Origin of the sequence: Acinetobacter sp. AOR01_HL (assembly GCF_027855455.1) — a bacterium.
Lineage (GTDB): Bacteria > Pseudomonadota > Gammaproteobacteria > Pseudomonadales > Moraxellaceae > Acinetobacter > Acinetobacter baumannii.
The window spans coordinates 120,608-137,101 of sequence record NZ_JAKTIM010000051.1 but is presented as its reverse complement, the minus strand read 5'-3'; the positions used below and the strand labels follow the sequence as shown (position 1 = coordinate 137,101).

The window sequence follows — 16,494 nt, the reverse complement described above, 5'->3', positions numbered from 1 at the left end:
TAGAAGATAAAACAGCAAGGAAAACTCCTTGCTGTTTTTGTTTTTAATCGAGTGGATTACCCACAATATTACTAATAATTCCCTGCATAATATGTCCGCCTTGTTCACGGCGTAGTTCCGCATACCATGCCTGCGTGACCGTTTCATCTTTCATATGCGTTACGTCACAGCGTTTGCGCGCACGAAGCACCAACTCATTGGCACGTTCATTGCGCTTGTTTTGATAACGTCGCAAAGCATCCTCTAGCCCCAAAGTATTAATTTGCAGAGAACGCGCTAAATAAATCGCATCCTCCATCGCTTGGCAACCGCCTTGTCCAATATCAGGTGTCGTACTGTGCGCAGCATCACCCAAAATCACCACGCGACCTTTATAAAATTGAGTGAATGGTTCAATATCATGTATTTCTACCCGATTGGTCTTTTGCGGGTCTAAGCGTTCAATAAGCTGCTGTACTGGTTGACACCAATCAGCAAAATATTGTTTTAAAAGTTTTTTATATTCATCTCGATTATTATCCAACCCTGCTGGTAAAGGCACATCTAAAAAGAAATAGAACTTTCCATCTGCAACTGGCATTAGGGAGGCACGTTTACCTTCGCCCACATAAGTCGTCCATTGCTCGGCTGGCGCTAAATCTTCAGATATTTCAACTAGGCCATTCCAGTTCACATATCCCGCATAACGGCGCTGCACTTGCTGACCGAGCACATAAGTCCGTGTCATTGAATGCGTACCATCTGCCCCTATGAGTAAATCAGCCTGTGTTGAGCTACCATCAGCAAAATGAACTTCGACAAAATCAGTTTTATCTTCAAGGCTGACCATTTTTTTGCCTAAATAAATCTGATCTCGACCAAACTCATCCATTAACATATTTTGTAAATCGGCACGTGCAACCGGATAAGGGCGTTGTCCTACTTCTTCAATTAATGGTCGTAAACTGAATTGTGTCATCACATCTCCAGTTAAACCATCTACATAGGCCAAGTCATCCATTTGTCCACCAAGTTTGGCGATTTTGTCAGTTAATCCCAGATAGTTCAGACATTTCACCCCATTCGACCACAGCGAAATTGCCGCGCCGACCGGAAGAATCTTTTCAGTTTGCTCAAAAATACGAACTTGGTGACCAAATTTCTTTAATGCAATGCCTGTGGTTAGACCTCCCATTCCCGCACCAATAATCACCACATTCATAACACGCTCCTATAGATATTCACCTATAGGGTGCTTATGCTAAAAACATGCCATCGTTCAAAATTTATTTAGCTTTTCCACAAAACTGGCATGCACCATGCTTATATATTTATGTATAAAACTCATCTCAACACGCTCAGTGTGAGTGCAGTTTTAAATGAAAAATCATGTTTTTAACAAGAAATACGGATACTCCATTATGGCAACATTGCACGCTCCAGCTTTTGAACTTCCTGAAATTCTGAATACTAAAACAAATTTGGCAGATGCCCGAATTGGTGCACAAGTGATTGAGTGTTCAGATGATTTCTTTGCAGAAGCAAAGCGTATGCTGCAATTTGAAGCACCTATTTTTGTTGAAGATAAATTTGATGATCATGGCAAATGGATGGACGGTTGGGAGACCCGCCGTAAACGTCATGCAGGCTATGACTGGTGTATTGTGAAACTAGGTGTGAGTGGAAAAATCAGTGCACTTGATATCGACACCACGTTTTTTACAGGAAATTATCCTGCATCTGCCTCATTAGAGGCATGTTATGCACCAAATGATGACCTTACTGGGGCAAAGTGGCAGAGTATTTTAGAAAATACCGAGCTAGGGCCGAGTCAACATCATATTTTTATGGTCAATAATGATGCAATTTTCACGCATATACGCCTCAATATTTTCCCAGATGGTGGTGTTGCCCGTTTACGCGTTTATGGTGACGTTCATATTCAGGTGACCGACCACGAGCAGACTCTCGATTTATTGGCCTTAGAAAATGGCGGTCGTGTAATTGCTTATAGCGATGCGCACTTTGGACATCCACGTAATTTGATTAACCCAGGCCGTGGCGTCAACATGGGCGATGGGTGGGAAACCAAACGCCGCCGTGCACCAGGTTATGACTGGTGTATTCTTGCATTGGGTAAAAGCGGAAAAATTGAAAAAATTGAAATTGATACGGCGCATTTTAAAGGTAACTTTCCTGCTGAAGTTTCTATTCAGGCTGTCTACCTTGAAAATGCAACCGATGCACAGCTGATTCCACAAAGTATGTTTTGGTCTTACTTACTTGAAGCCCAACCTATGCAAATGGACCATATTCATGAATATATGAATGAAATTTTACAGCATGAAAAAGCCTCGCATATCCGTATTAATATGATTCCGGATGGTGGTATTAGCCGTGTCCGTTTATGGGGAAAAATTGCCAAGTCATGATCATGAAGAATATTCAAATTCAGCCTTTAACCATTGAGAACTTTCAGCCCTTCGGAGAAGTCATTTGTTGTGACGGGCATGATTTTTTTCATATTAATGATGCACACACCGAACGCTACCATGCGCTCGTCGAAACTGAAATTGAAGGCGAAGCAAAGGCAGGAATTAGTATTTTCCGAAATATTAAGGCCAGTGTGTTACCTATGGAAATTTCAATGCTAGAGCGCCATCCGAAAGGCTCTCAAGCATTCATTCCATTACAGCAACAAAAATTTTTAATTATTGTGGCCCCTGCTTTAGACGAAAATACTCCTGATATTTCAAAACTATGTGCTTTTGTTTCGGATGGTAAGCAAAGTATCAATTATCGGGCAGGTACTTGGCATCATCCTTTGCTTACCTTTGAAGCGCCGAGTGATTTTGCAGTAGTGGATCAAATTGGAGGCGGTGCAAATTGCGATATTTTTCAATTTCCCCATCCGATAAAAATTACTGTCTAAATTAAAATAGACAAATCTGTCTATTTTAATTTAGTGATCAAAATGCCAATGGCCGCGTAAGAACAGAGTCGTGCGCTTCAAACGCCAACCTAAGCTTTGAGTATTACAGAATGGAACGGAAGGTTCCGCCTTCAACACGAACTGCTGCGCCATTAGATGCTGATCCCAAGGGACTTGCTAACAACGCAACCATAGATGCGATTTCATCAGCTTCAATCATTCTTGCAATCAATGAGCTTGGACGATATGTCTCAAAAAAATGTGCTTCAATCTGCTGATCTGTCATGTCGGGACGAGTAGCAGTTTGACGTAAATAGTCCATAATACCTTCGGAACGTGTGGCAGAAGGAAGTACGCTGTTCACCGTCACTCCTGTGCCTTTTGTTAACTCGGCCATTCCACGTGATACAGCCAATAGAGCAGATTTACTTACGCCATAATGCACCATATCTGGTGGAGTGAATGCTCCTACCTCACTCGACATAAAAATCACTCTTCCCCAATTATTTTCTAACATTTTTGGAAAGTAGTGACGAGATAAGCGTACACCTGACATAACATTCACATTAAGCATATGCCACCAGTCTTCGTCTGTAATCTCAGTAAATGGTTTAGCTTCATAATATCCCAAGTTATTTACTAAAATATCAGTGTAAGGGTGTTGTGAAATTAATGTCTCAACTCCCTCTGATGTACTAAGATCAGCTAAAAAACCACATACTTTGCCCAAGGGAGCATTTGCTTCTATCTCGGCTACCGCCGCCGCCAATTTGTCTTGGGTCCGGCCCGTAATGATGACATCAGTTCCTTCTTTAGCCAGAGTTTTCGCAATTGCTAGACCGATGCCTGCTGTTGCCGCAGTTACAATAGCTGTTTTACCTTTCAGTTGGAGATCCATAGCTTTTTCCTTTTCATATTTAAAGATGGTGTGCAGACGCTTTAATCATTCTTTGGCTATACCAGATCTAGCCAAGTTCGGATCAAGGGCCTATTAGCGATGAGTCACCACATGAGATGTAAAGAGAGCTAAAGTATTACTAAATTCCCTTTCATCCTGTTCCAATACGTTTTGCAAATTAATTACATAAATTCATGGAAAAACTGAGATGACTAAAACACCATAACGATGATTTATATGAAGTGTATGGTTAGCAGCAGAGGGGATAAACAACCGCCAAAGGAAAACATTTGTTCTTTAAAGAACAGAATAAGACAGCTTTTTTAGAAGTATGGCTATCAAAAGATAAAGGATTGCCTAAAATTAAGAAAATTACTCATAAATTAGTTATTTTCAATAAAGTATATGAGTTGTCAGGTGCAGGATAATTTTATAAAAAATTATCCTGCACACTTTAATTAAACAGTGATATCAGCTAAGTTACCCTTTTGCTCAAGCCACTGCTTACGGTCTGCTGCACGTTTTTTCGCAAGGAGTTTGTCGAGTAAACCTGCTGTTAAATGTGCATCATCTAGATCGAGTTGCACCAAACGACGGGTGTTCGGATCCATTGTTGTTTCACGTAGTTGAATTGCGTTCATCTCACCCAACCCTTTGAATCGGGTAATTTGCGGATTCTTATTGCCTTTAACATTTTTCAAAATGGTTTCAAGCTCTTCATCATCTAGCGCGTAATGGACATCTTTACCAATGTCGATACGGAACAATGGTGGCATTGCTACATACAAATGCCCTTCTTCAACCAATGCTGGAAAATGTTTAACGAATAAAGCGCAAAGCAAAGTCGCAATGTGTAAACCATCCGAGTCGGCATCGGCCAAAATACAGATTTTGCCGTAACGTAATTCAGATAAATCATCACTACCCGGGTCTACACCAATTGCAATGGCAATGTCGTGAACTTCCTGAGAAGCAAGTACTTCATCTGAAGAAACTTCCCATGTATTTAAGATTTTTCCACGAATTGGCATGATGGCCTGAAAGTTCTTATCACGCGCCTGCTTGGCACTACCGCCCGCAGAGTCACCCTCAACAATAAAGAGTTCACTTTCTTCACGCGTTTGGCCCACGCAGTCCGCCAGCTTACCCGGTAAAGCCGGGCCAGAAACAATCTTTTTACGCTCAACTTTTTTCGCAGCTTTTAAACGGCGCCCTGCTTTAGAAATTGCCATTTCAGCAAGTTGCATGGCAATTTCAGCATGCTGGTTGAGCCAGAGCGCAAACGCATCTTTAGCAATATTTAAAACAATATTGGCAGCTTCACGACTCGAAAGACGCTCTTTGGTTTGACCAGAGAACTGTGGTTCTTGGAACTTAAGCGATAAAATATAGTTCACGCCATCCCAAACATCTTCAGCCGAAAGTTTAAGATTACGTGGTAATAAATTACGTAACTCACAGAATTCACGTAGCGCTTCGGTCACTCCCGAACGCAAACCGTTCACATGAGTACCACCTTGTGCAGTTGGAATCAGGTTGACATAACTTTCTTGAACCTGTTCGCCACCCTCTACATTCCAGCAAATCGCAAATTCACATGCCGCACGGTCTGCTTGCCCACTGCTTACAAATGCAGGGTTTGGTAGAATTTCACGGTCTTGCAATTCATCCATCAAATAATCGACAAGGCCATTTTCAAATTGCCATTCGATTTTTTCATCGTTAATTTGATCGATATAAGTGATTTTTAAACCAGCAGCTAAAACAGCTTTGGCTTTTAAATTATGTTTGAGTGCTTTTAAAGCAAATTTTGGGCTATCAAAATATTTGGCTTCAGGCCAGAAACGTACCGTAGTTCCTGTCGCGCGTTTAGGTGCTTTACCTTCTAACACCGCTAAAGGAGCAACAGGTTCACCTTGCTCAAATGCCATCTGGTATAAATTACCCTGACGCTGAACTTCTACTTCAACACGTGTAGATAAAGCGTTTACAACCGAAATCCCCACACCATGTAAACCACCTGAAAACTGATAGTTATCGGTACTAAACTTACCGCCAGCATGCAGCTTGGTTAAAATGATTTCGATACCACTTTGTCCATATTCAGGGTGAATATCGACTGGCATACCACGGCCATTATCTTCAACCGACAACGAACCATCTTTATAAACCGTGACACAGATTTTGTCGGCATGACCGGCTAAGGCTTCATCGACAGCATTATCAATAACTTCTTGGGCTAAATGGTTAGGACGAGAAGTATCGGTATACATCCCCGGACGACGACGAACAGGGTCTAAACCGGAAAGAACTTCAAGCGATTGAGCCGTATATTGTGTCACGTTGTACGTTTTCCTTATTTGATGGTGTGCGCAAAGAATTCGATCACTAAGGGTAATTTTTCTTCAAAATCTTCCATGGCATGATTGCCATGAGCATCCGTCAAAATCAATGAGGATGGTGTTGCAGCACTATAATAGCGTTGTGCTTGACGATAATCCAAAATTTCGTCGCCTTGTTGCAACAAGACGAGTATTTTGTCAGCATTTTCAGGCTGTTTCAGTTCCAGTTGTTCTAACTGTCGTAACTGAACATGATCAATTGACCATTGATCGTTCACCTTATAAGGCATGCTTTCAACTTGAAATAACTCATCAAACAGCTTCCATGGTTGCATAGCAGGGTTAATCAGTACAGCCGGAATATTATATTTCGCGACAAAATATGTCGCAAAAAATCCACCAAGACTACTGCCGACTAAAGCCACCTCTTGTAAAGACTCAATCAGCTCTGAAACCTGTGCTACTACCTGTTCCGGAGATCTATTTAAATCTGGCAAATGCACATTTATGCCCAATTCGCTACAATACTGCTTAAGGCTGAGCCCTTTAATTGAAGAAGAGCTACTATTAAAGCCATGGAGGTAGATAATATTCATATATTTTTCCCTCTAAATTGAGAATAAACTCACATTTTTGTTCTCAGTTTGTATATAAAAACACTATTGTCAGACAAGAAAAACCACTCAACTTACCATTCATCAGTATTTTAAAAACATGTGTTATTTAAACTACTAAGATGGAAACGTTAGCTGCCGTTGATAAAAAGTACAGCTTAAAACGTCGGTTATAACGTAAATGGGGAAAAGATATGCCGAGCTTAACACCGTTACATGAAACTTATTGTAAATGGGATCGTACGCCACCTAGTCAGGCCGACGTACTAGAAGGTTTAGCTCAACTGTTCAGTACCAGCTTAAATGGTGTACATGAATTAATACAAGTCATTAATATTGAAGTATTAAAAAATGCTTTTGGTATTAGTGCCCAAAATGCTAAAAATTTCCAAAAACGGCCTTCTGTCCAAAAGGCATATCAGTTTTCTTATGGTGCCTTACAAAAATATGGTAGTTGTTTTTTAGCACCAGGATTACGTCGCATTATTGAAAAATTTCCAACCCTTCATGAGAAGCCATTAACACCAACCCTTCATTTTTTAGTAGGAGTGTTAAATGGTATTTTCGGAGACTATCTACTTAAACAACATAGTCCCCTCGCCTTGCCAATGGTTCTATACGACCACTACGGTGCAATCCAACAAGGCGAACTTGCAGGCCGTATTGTAATTTTGGTTCATGGTTTGTGCATGAACCATCTTACTTGGTCAAATGCGCATTATGGCGGGATTGGCGAGCGTTTGTTAGCGCAGCGTGATCACAACACGATGCTGTATTTAAATTACAATACAGGCCGCCGTATTTCAGCCAATGGCCGCAGTTTCTCAAATTTATTAGAAGATTTAGTACAGCGTAATCCAAGAATTACTAGCATTGATTTAATTGGTCATAGCATGGGTGGATTAGTTTCCCGTAGCGCACTGTTTTACGGTAAACAAAATATGTACCAATGGATTCATATGGTCGAAAACCTCGTCTGTATTGGATCTCCCCACCACGGTGCAGTGCTTGAGCGTTTTGGATTTGCGCTACAAGATCGGCTAGGCGCTTTTCCATTTGTTGGCCTAATTGGTCAGCTGGTTAACATCCGTAGTAATGGGATTTTAGACTTACGCCATGGTAGTGTTCGAGATGATGACTGGGAATACATGGATGCCCGTATTGGTATGATGGATGACAACCGTGCTCCGGCTCCTCTACCTTCCCATATCAATACCTTTTTAGTGGCAGGAACACTCGAGTTTGAAAAGGTGCGTAATAAAGCGCTTACCGTGATTGGCGATTACTTAGTGAGTGTAAAAAGCGCACTAGGTGAACATCCTAATCCACGTTTTCAGCTTAAAGTTCCAGATTCACATAAAGCGGTGTTTTATGGCTTAAATCACTTTGAAATTCAGTATCACTCAAGTGTTGCCGAACAGATTACTCGCTGGTTATATCCTCATGTGAATGATTATGTGCAAGACGGTATTCAAACCCATATTATTGATATGCCGAACTATACACTCGAAGATTTAGAAGGAATTGTAGAGACGTAAAAAAAGCCCAACTTATGTTGGGTTTTTTTAAATTTTATATTTTTCAAGGTCATAAACCCATCAATAACTTTTATCTAACCATTTTTTAATTTCAGATATAGTTTTATATTTATAATAGACTTTCCCTTCTGCAATTCCTTCAAAACCCTCTGCATTACTACCTAATATATTTGTTATATTTTTCAGATTTAATATCTTATTTTCACTAATTTGATATAGCTTAACTTGATAAACCTTCCCTTCTATTTGTGGAGTACAACAGTAATATGCTGAATTAATAGTAATCAATATTGGAGGTTTTCTTTTAGTTGATTTATAGATACCGACAGCTAAAAGTTTAGGACTTTCTTTAGCTGCAAAATCAGAGTAATCACCAACAAATATTTTCTTCTCTTGATCTCCAAAATAACCTTTAAGATATGAATCTTCTGAAGACTCACATATATAATTATAAAATTTATAATCATTTTTCTTAAATATATTTAATTTTACTTGTTGGTCAATCTTACATTGATCCTTTGCAAATAAATTCTGAGAATATAATATTAGAGATGATATGAAAAACATAATAATAGTAAAATATTTTTTCATTAAATTAGCTTATAAATAATAAGATCAAACAACTATAACAAAATTATAATAAAATATTTTATAAATTTATAAAGTAAATATTAAAATGTTTCTTTTAAAAACTAATTCTTATCACTATTACTAAATTTAGAGAAATATATGAAGGAAATCGTTGTTTTTGACTTGGATGGGACATTACTTTCGGGTGATTCTACAAAGGCATGGTTAACAGATAAATTGAAATCTAATCTTCTCAGATTTATCGCTGCATTCATTGTTACGCCAGTTGCTTTACCTCTTATGAAATTTAAGAAGTATAAATCTAGAGGTGCTTCATTATATTTATGGATTGCAACGTATGGTGTGAATGAAGAAGAATTAGAATACAGTTTTAAAATTTTTTTCCAATAATATCAAAGATATTACTTCTGATTCATTATATTGGTTTGAGCAAGGTATAACTGAAGTTAAAGATCATTTAGCACATGGAAGGATTGTGTTTATTGCCACGGCTGCACCAGAAAAGTTAGCGAATGTTTTACTCGAGTCTATCAATCTAGATGTACAAATTATTGGTACTCCTTTGCAAAAGAAACTAGGAGGATGGACAAGTGGGATACATTGTAGGTCTGAAGAAAAAGTAAGAAGATTGAATAAACTTGATATCAAACAACCTTGGTTCGCGACATACAGTGATGATATTGAAGATGACTTGCCTATTTTGATGGGTGCCAAACTCTCCTACTTAATTAATGGAGATAATAATAAGATTAAACATATAAAAATCAAAAATTTAAAACTATTAAATTGGGTTTAAAAGTTATGATATGAGTATTGTTTATATAAGCTTTCTAACGACTAAATGAAGATAGTATAGGCACTTTTAGTAATAAAAGTGCCTATAAAAGTGATCTTTACCGGTTAATTTGACTCTTAATTAAATATAATTACACGTTTAAAAATTAAGCAAAAACTAAAGCTCTATTTTATTTGATAAATTTGCATAAAACCTTCATTGCATTCTAAAGTTGAACCTTTTAAATTCTCACATTTAATTTTATTATCTTTTGTTAATCTAAATTTAAAACCATCATTAACTTTATAGCCTGATTTAAATTCTTTTGACATCACTCCCCAGACAGCAGGATTGTTTTTAACATATATAGAATTTATAGCATAAATATTTAAAGAATCATTCATAGTAATTTTCTTTATATAGTTTTGATCAAGAAAATTATAATCATATTGACCTTTTCTATTTGGTAAAACACTTGTATTTATTAATTTAACAACAGCAATTTCTTTTGCCTTTTTATTAAAAATATAAAATTTCTTTATGATATAAAAATCACCTCTTAATACATTTTCTGTATATTCCACAAAACCAATAAAATTATTATCTGAAAAATATAGTGAAATAATATATTTATTCAAACCATATATTTTATTATTATACAAAGTATATAAACTATTCCCTTCCTTCAGAAGAATACTATAAGAATGAGTATCTTTATCACTAGAATTCAAATAATTTTCTTTAGCTAGAATTTCATAATCTTTATCTATTCTTACAGATTGGCCAAGTTTATTAATACTTTTATACCCTTGAGAAATAAAACTATTTGAATCATCATATAAAATAATATTTTTTGCCTGCGAAAGGTTTGGTATTAATAAAGCTAATATTAAAAACAATTTAATTCTATACATCTAATACACTCAATTTATTAACATAACATTATTGAATTTAAATCAATTATTTATTTATGCTTATAGTTACGAACTCATATAAGGCAATGTTTTTTATTTTAAAGTATTCTTAAATTCAGCACCATTCAATTTTTCTAAAAAAAATACTTGTTAGTTGTTTACCCATGTACATGATTATGTGCAAGAACGTATTCAAACTCATAATTAATGAATGGAACTATACACTCAAAGATTTGGAAGGGATTCTAGAGGTGTAAAAAAGCCCAACTTTTGTTGGGCTTTTTTAATTAATTAGCTTTTGTAGAAGAAAGAAAATATTTTTAAATTTCAACCTTCCAAGCTTTATTGGCAATTACTTTTCCATTTTTTATATTTAAAACAATATTGTAAGCTGCTGCACCACCATTATTAAAAGTATTTAAAATATAAATATTATTATTTAAATAATATATTTTAAAATCACCAAGCTCGTTCTTGTCACCATCTATACCATTTTTAGGAAAAAAGTATTGCTCTATATCTTTTTTACCAATTTCTATTTTCTTATCTTTATTCTTAATTATGATTTTATCAAGTTGTAAAAAATCATTATTAGGTAAAGTACCATCAGTACCAAAGAATGGTTTATTATTAAAATACTTATATTCACCTTTAAAATTTTTATAAAGTTTAGGATCTAAAATAGCTTTTTTTGCATACACTTCTACTATTATGTTTTTATCATTATAAACAGCTTTTTCTCTAGAATATTGAGATAGCTTAATAGAAGTGTAACCACTAAAATTATTTATTCTATTTTTATAGATAAATCCAGTTACACCATTGCTTGCATTAACTAAACAAAAATTATTTGTCCCTTCATCCATCACACAAGAAACAATTTCATTATTATTTAATTTGGTCGTAACTTTAGAATTTAAACTTGAATTTCCTCGTACATTAACGTACCCATCCTTATCTTGAATAAAACCAAAGACAGCATATGAAGATACTATAGGACCAATCATGAAAGCGGTAAAAACTATAAATTTAAGATATTTATTCATTTAAGCTAAGCTCATTATTTACTTTGAATGATCTCTTTTATAATAATATCATCTTTCAAAATGATATTATTATAAAATATAATCAAAATTTTAAAAATTCATGGTTATTCTTTATCATCATAACAATCATTTTTCTTGTTTTTTATATTCACATCAGTTGTATAATTAATTGCAAAATTTAAATTTATTAAATCTTCTTTTCTAAAGATTTTCGGAACTATATTCCAAACATTTTTACCGTTAGTAACGAATGCCAAATTAAATTCCGGAACTTTATTATTATTCGTATCAATTTGATATTCCATAGAAAATTCGTCTTTTTTCTTACCAACAATATTATATATACGTGGCTCCTTTAACCCTTGATCACAAGCTTGATATATATAAATTTTATTTTTTAAAATGTTAATTGTACTTTCACTACAATAACATCTACCTGTTTCTAACTCTTTCACAATACCATTTGTGTATTTAAATGGTTTTATTAGGTTTCCCTCTAAACTTTCAAGGTCCAAATATGACTTTTTCAAATCTTTTATTTTAGAATTATTAAAATCACTTAAACATTTATAGTTTTCACTACTTGCTTCTTTCCCATTAAATTTACATTTTAAATTTCTATCTTTCAACCAACAACGTTGAGTATCTACCAGATACTTAACTTCATTCTTATTATCACTGATATAGCTTTTTATATCTGAATATATACCATTCAGATCATGCTCATTATTACTATATATTGTTTTCTCGTCTAACCGTTGTGGTTTATAATCTGCAGCATTTGAATAGATACTCAAACTAGAGACTAATAAAATATTAGAAAACTTAGTGAAACTATTTCTCACTATATGTACCTTCAATAAAAATCAAAATTCAGACAAGTTTCTATTTTATAAAAAATTTACAACAACATCACAAATATATTAAAGTTTCTTGTTTTACCCAACCATAATTTATATATTGCACTAGTATACACTAAATAGAAATAAATATTATTGCTGCAAAATCTTAATCAAATTACTATTATTATCGTATTTTATATTCTTAATAAGCTTACATTTTCCTTTATTTTCTATCAAAAAATCAATAAACTCACCATGTGTAGGAGTATTAAATTTAACAGTAACAATATTATCTGTAGCTTGTAGTATACTAAATTTACCTATATCATCTTGTGCATTACTTAAAATATTAAAATCTATATTGCATACACCATTTAAATTACTTCTACAAGCATAATCTTTTACTAACATATTTGTTAATTGATTAGAAAAAAACCTAGAAATAGTTTTTCTATCAGCACTCTCAATAATTTTATTTCCATCCACAGGATAGTTTTTATATAAGTTTGTGATTAAACTTTTTGAGTCTTCAAAACATTTCTCATCGTTACTTGCACTTGTAACACTAAAGAAAAAGGATAGAAAAATAAATGTAAATAATTTATATTTCATAAATTATACCTAAGCTGATATCTTATTTTACAAGAAAAATTATAAAAAACATCGCAACATTTTTTATTTACATTTTTTGAAACTAATAGGAGAAATATTTACTCTTTGAATATCTTCCTTGTGAAAAATACTTTGATATTTATGTAATAATAAAAAATATTACTAATATTCTCAAAATTTTCATTAAAAATTTCTATCTGTACCCCAAATCTATTGGGGTACAATCAAAGTATATATTAGTCTAATTTTTAAGACCATTCTTATCTTAAATTTTTCTTTAAAATTTTACTATTTTTATCTCTATAACTTATTACGCCTGAACTATCAATTGAGTAGTAATCTCCTATTTTTTCCACTTTTAAATCAGGTTTTATTTTTATTAAATAAAATTCAGAACTAGAACTTTCATCTGTATCAATATATTTTTCAGCAATAGCATAAAAGCTATCTTTGAATTGAGGTAGGAATCTAAATGTATTTACATTTAACGAATCCACTTTTGTGTCATTAAGTACATTTATAAAATCAGGAGATATTTTTTCTAATTCAGAGAAAGAGTAAGCCCGATTATTAGAATTTTCAAGTTGCGTGCATTTCTTAGCTGAGTTCTTCTCCCTACATTTAGAGAAAAAATCTGAGGAAATTGGTAAATTGAGTTTTTTTATCACATTATTAGAATTATTTATATCCTTATCTAATTCAACTCTAGATTTAAAATCAAAACTTCCATTATTATATGTATAACAAGTTTTTACTGCTCTATAAGAGTTTTGATATTGATTAAAGTTACCATTTAAACAAAATGAATTACTATCAGATGAGAATTCTATAGGTTTAATATTTGACATTACACTTAATGAAGCTGGGAATGTGAAAACCTTAAGCTTTTCTAAATCAATAACTGCAAAATATAAATAGTTTTTTTCTTTAAAATTCATTAAAAACTTGTTTTTATCAAAATTTGATACTTTGTTTTTTAAAATATTATTATAATCTTTTAATCTTTCTTTGGAACAAAAATCTACCTCATCATAATCAATTGAGCAGTCCTTGACATCTATTTTATTGATACCCTTAGCTATAGATGTATTACTTGAGCATCCTAAAATTGATAAAACTATAAGCATAGTTGAGCTAACAGACGTATTTTTCATTTTTCCACCACTTAATCTATTTACCATCTTTATGAAATCTATGAATTTTCTCTAAAATTTCTAAAACCATTTTAGTCGACTCTGGAGAAGAAGAATTTTGTCCAGGTTTTTCATAATAAGATTTATTTCCATCGGATATCTTCCCATTTTTTAAAGGAAGGCCTTTTGGTACTGCTACTGATGCCCATTCTTGAGCAGCATCATATTGGGCATCTCTTAAACTACCGATACCCTTTCTCACAAATTGAGAAAGTTTTGTTCGTTTACTAATTAGAAATTCTCGAAATACCTGTTCTTGCATATTTGCATCATATACTTCACTTCCAGTAAAATATCCCTGTTTAATCCCTTCCTGAAGAGTATAGTAGGTCGTCTGATATTTACCTGTTGCAAATAGACGATTTTTATCATTACCATCTTTTGCTTCTGCATTATCAATAATTTGCTGAATTCTTTTGCTTGTTACGGTGCCTTTTCCAGGGTTTTTAAATGAATAGCCAACTTTATCACCTTTAACATTTTTTGTTCCAGTATTATAAGATTCATAATTACCTTCACCATGAGAGATAACACTCCCCAACTGCCTAATCAGATCCTCTAAAGAACTATCATTTAGATTAGGATTTTTATTTGGGGAAACAACTATTCCGGAACATCCTAATATTTTATTAGCTTTCTCATCAGCTTTAAATAAATTTATTAGATAATCTCCATTTAACCCATCTTTACTAGTGCTAAATAACTTGTCAATTTTATATTTTTTATTAAATTCACGAACATCTAAATGAACCCATGTTTTTGCACCGTCTGAGATACGTTCTAAACCAAATTTATCTGGTGACCATCCTAGACTAGTATTTAAATACTTACCAAACCATTTTATTCTTACTTGATTCTCAAGTTCGCTCATACTAACCACTTGATTATTCTTATTATGAACTACAATATCTAAAGCACACCCCATATGATTAGTCGTTGGACGTCTATTTTTCCAATTATTATCGATACAACGATATCCTGAAGAAATTTTTACAATTTTATATCCTGCTGAGTTAGGCATTTTTTTAAAATAAAATAGCATTGCTTTAAGTGCCCAGATCAAACTTCTATGCATGCCATTATATTCTTTCGCATCTCGATAGACCTCAACGTATTGTCTCGTAGTTTTGTTATACATCTCAAATCTGAAATTACCACTTCTGCTACGACCAAAACCCGAACATTCCCCACAAGGGCATTTCATTGATTCAAAGTAAGAAGCTATTCCATATTCATCTCTGAATCTATCTAAGGCAGCTAAAACAGAACCACAAATCTTTCCAGTGTCTGGAACTCCCATATAATCCCGTTGGAATTGTTTAATACATGTTGCAGTTAGTTCTGTAAATTCATCTGTTGGTAATGCTCCACCAAAACCTGCTAAGCGAATATTAACTTCTCTGATTAACTCACTTTTACCACTGGAAATACATTGAGGATTGGTTTTACAAATATTTGTAGTATTTGCTTTAGGAGTACCTCCATCTTGACTACGATCATCAACAGTCAAAATTTTAGAAACTGAACTTGCAGCTTCATTCAATGCTTTTTTAGTATCTTCATAAAGTTGATGTGCTTTTTCTGGAAGCCCATTTTCTTGTTTTGTTTGAGAAGCAGGATTAGCTGGCCTTTTTGCTGCTGGAGCTGGGGTAGTTTTTGCACTACTAGCAGTAGGTTTATTTGTAGATTGAGCTGAGTGCTTGTGCTTAGGTTTGTCTTGGTGTGAATGATTTCCAGAAGCAGGAATATGAACTGGTAATTTAATGACTTGACCAACACTGATCTTATTGGGATCGTCTATTTTATTTAAACGTTCCAGTGCTCGAACAGTCGTATGATTTTTTTGTGCTATTTCAAAAAGCGTATCACCCTTTTTAACAATATGCGTTTTTCTTTTATATTGCCCATTATTACCTTGATTTGTTAATGTTTTTAAATCCAAAAGGACTTTAGGACTTGTAATTTTTACGACCATTCGGTCTTTAGACATTACAAAACTTTGTACTTTAACCATTGAACCCTTAAACATACTTTTAATATATACATCTAAAGTAGTTCCTTTATCTTGGCTGATTTCAACAATACATCCAGATGAGTTTGTTGGCCCCGCAGCAATAACTTTTCCAGTTCTCTGATTTTTTACTACATATTGTGCTTTTGAAATTGGGCTGCCAAATAAATCTAAAATTTGTATTGTAACTAATGATTTTTTATTCAT

Annotated in this window: 14 protein-coding genes and 1 pseudogene; 4 read left to right on the top strand and 11 right to left on the bottom strand. The window is 34.0% G+C overall.

Annotated features, from left to right (window positions below):
* Positions 1 to 43: 43 nt before the first annotated feature.
* A complete protein-coding gene (hpxO, locus tag MKL62_RS16035; protein WP_001103531.1) occupies positions 44 to 1,201 on the bottom strand; it encodes an FAD-dependent urate hydroxylase HpxO in 1,158 nt (385 codons plus the stop codon).
* A 199-nt stretch (positions 1,202 to 1,400) separates the two neighbouring features.
* On the opposite strand from hpxO, the gene alc reads away from it, so the two are divergent.
* Both alc and MKL62_RS16025 read left to right on the top strand, forming a co-directional pair.
* The gene (alc, locus tag MKL62_RS16030) at positions 1,401 to 2,411 is read left to right on the top strand and encodes an allantoicase (protein WP_000212401.1); all 1,011 of its coding nucleotides are present in this window, start codon (positions 1,401 to 1,403) and stop codon (positions 2,409 to 2,411) included.
* Positions 2,408 to 2,911: an ureidoglycolate lyase gene (locus MKL62_RS16025; RefSeq protein WP_000605497.1), complete on the top strand. Its 504-nt coding sequence runs from the start codon at positions 2,408 to 2,410 to the stop codon at positions 2,909 to 2,911. Before alc ends, MKL62_RS16025 begins: the two co-directional genes overlap by 4 nt.
* Positions 2,912 to 3,014: 103 nt before the next feature.
* Here MKL62_RS16025 and MKL62_RS16020 read toward each other — a convergent pair whose 3' ends face one another.
* The 3 genes from MKL62_RS16020 to MKL62_RS16010 all read right to left on the bottom strand — a co-directional run bounded on the left by MKL62_RS16020 (position 3,015) and on the right by MKL62_RS16010 (position 6,747).
* On the bottom strand, positions 3,015 to 3,809 hold the full coding sequence (locus MKL62_RS16020) for an SDR family NAD(P)-dependent oxidoreductase (protein ID WP_000365666.1): 795 nt from the start codon (positions 3,807 to 3,809) through the stop codon (positions 3,015 to 3,017).
* A gap of 458 nt (positions 3,810 to 4,267) precedes the next feature.
* A complete protein-coding gene (gene parE / locus MKL62_RS16015) occupies positions 4,268 to 6,151 on the bottom strand; it encodes a DNA topoisomerase IV subunit B (RefSeq protein WP_000195974.1) in 1,884 nt (627 codons plus the stop codon).
* Between the two features lie 14 nt (positions 6,152 to 6,165).
* On the bottom strand, positions 6,166 to 6,747 hold the full coding sequence (locus tag MKL62_RS16010; protein ID WP_001021725.1) for a YqiA/YcfP family alpha/beta fold hydrolase: 582 nt from the start codon (positions 6,745 to 6,747) through the stop codon (positions 6,166 to 6,168).
* A gap of 212 nt (positions 6,748 to 6,959) precedes the next feature.
* On the opposite strand from MKL62_RS16010, the gene MKL62_RS16005 reads away from it, so the two are divergent.
* Positions 6,960 to 8,303: an alpha/beta fold hydrolase gene (locus tag MKL62_RS16005; RefSeq protein ID WP_001139636.1), complete on the top strand. Its 1,344-nt coding sequence runs from the start codon at positions 6,960 to 6,962 to the stop codon at positions 8,301 to 8,303.
* 60 nt (positions 8,304 to 8,363) lie between these two features.
* Here MKL62_RS16005 and MKL62_RS16000 read toward each other — a convergent pair whose 3' ends face one another.
* Positions 8,364 to 8,894 (bottom strand): hypothetical protein, encoded by a 531-nt coding sequence (locus MKL62_RS16000; RefSeq protein WP_005127838.1) that lies wholly within the window; start codon positions 8,892 to 8,894, stop codon positions 8,364 to 8,366.
* A gap of 138 nt (positions 8,895 to 9,032) precedes the next feature.
* On the opposite strand from MKL62_RS16000, the pseudogene MKL62_RS15995 reads away from it, so the two are divergent.
* A pseudogene (locus MKL62_RS15995) lies at positions 9,033 to 9,690 on the top strand (haloacid dehalogenase-like hydrolase).
* Between the two features lie 164 nt (positions 9,691 to 9,854).
* On the opposite strand, the gene MKL62_RS15990 reads toward MKL62_RS15995, so the two are convergent.
* The 6 genes from MKL62_RS15990 to MKL62_RS15965 all read right to left on the bottom strand — a co-directional run bounded on the left by MKL62_RS15990 (position 9,855) and on the right by MKL62_RS15965 (position 16,494).
* Positions 9,855 to 10,583, bottom strand: a complete 729-nt coding sequence (locus MKL62_RS15990) for a hypothetical protein (protein ID WP_000285694.1) — start codon at positions 10,581 to 10,583, stop codon at positions 9,855 to 9,857.
* 320 nt (positions 10,584 to 10,903) lie between these two features.
* Positions 10,904 to 11,629 (bottom strand): SH3 domain-containing protein, encoded by a 726-nt coding sequence (locus MKL62_RS15985; RefSeq protein WP_001046164.1) that lies wholly within the window; start codon positions 11,627 to 11,629, stop codon positions 10,904 to 10,906.
* Between the two features lie 104 nt (positions 11,630 to 11,733).
* Positions 11,734 to 12,474: a lysozyme inhibitor LprI family protein gene (locus MKL62_RS15980; protein WP_005127836.1), complete on the bottom strand. Its 741-nt coding sequence runs from the start codon at positions 12,472 to 12,474 to the stop codon at positions 11,734 to 11,736.
* Between the two features lie 147 nt (positions 12,475 to 12,621).
* Positions 12,622 to 13,083 (bottom strand): hypothetical protein, encoded by a 462-nt coding sequence (locus MKL62_RS15975; RefSeq protein ID WP_270899792.1) that lies wholly within the window; start codon positions 13,081 to 13,083, stop codon positions 12,622 to 12,624.
* 260 nt (positions 13,084 to 13,343) lie between these two features.
* A complete protein-coding gene (locus tag MKL62_RS15970; protein WP_002015486.1) occupies positions 13,344 to 14,237 on the bottom strand; it encodes a hypothetical protein in 894 nt (297 codons plus the stop codon).
* A gap of 16 nt (positions 14,238 to 14,253) precedes the next feature.
* Entirely contained in the window at positions 14,254 to 16,494 is a 2,241-nt protein-coding gene (locus MKL62_RS15965; protein WP_001036456.1) for a LysM peptidoglycan-binding domain-containing protein, read from the bottom strand.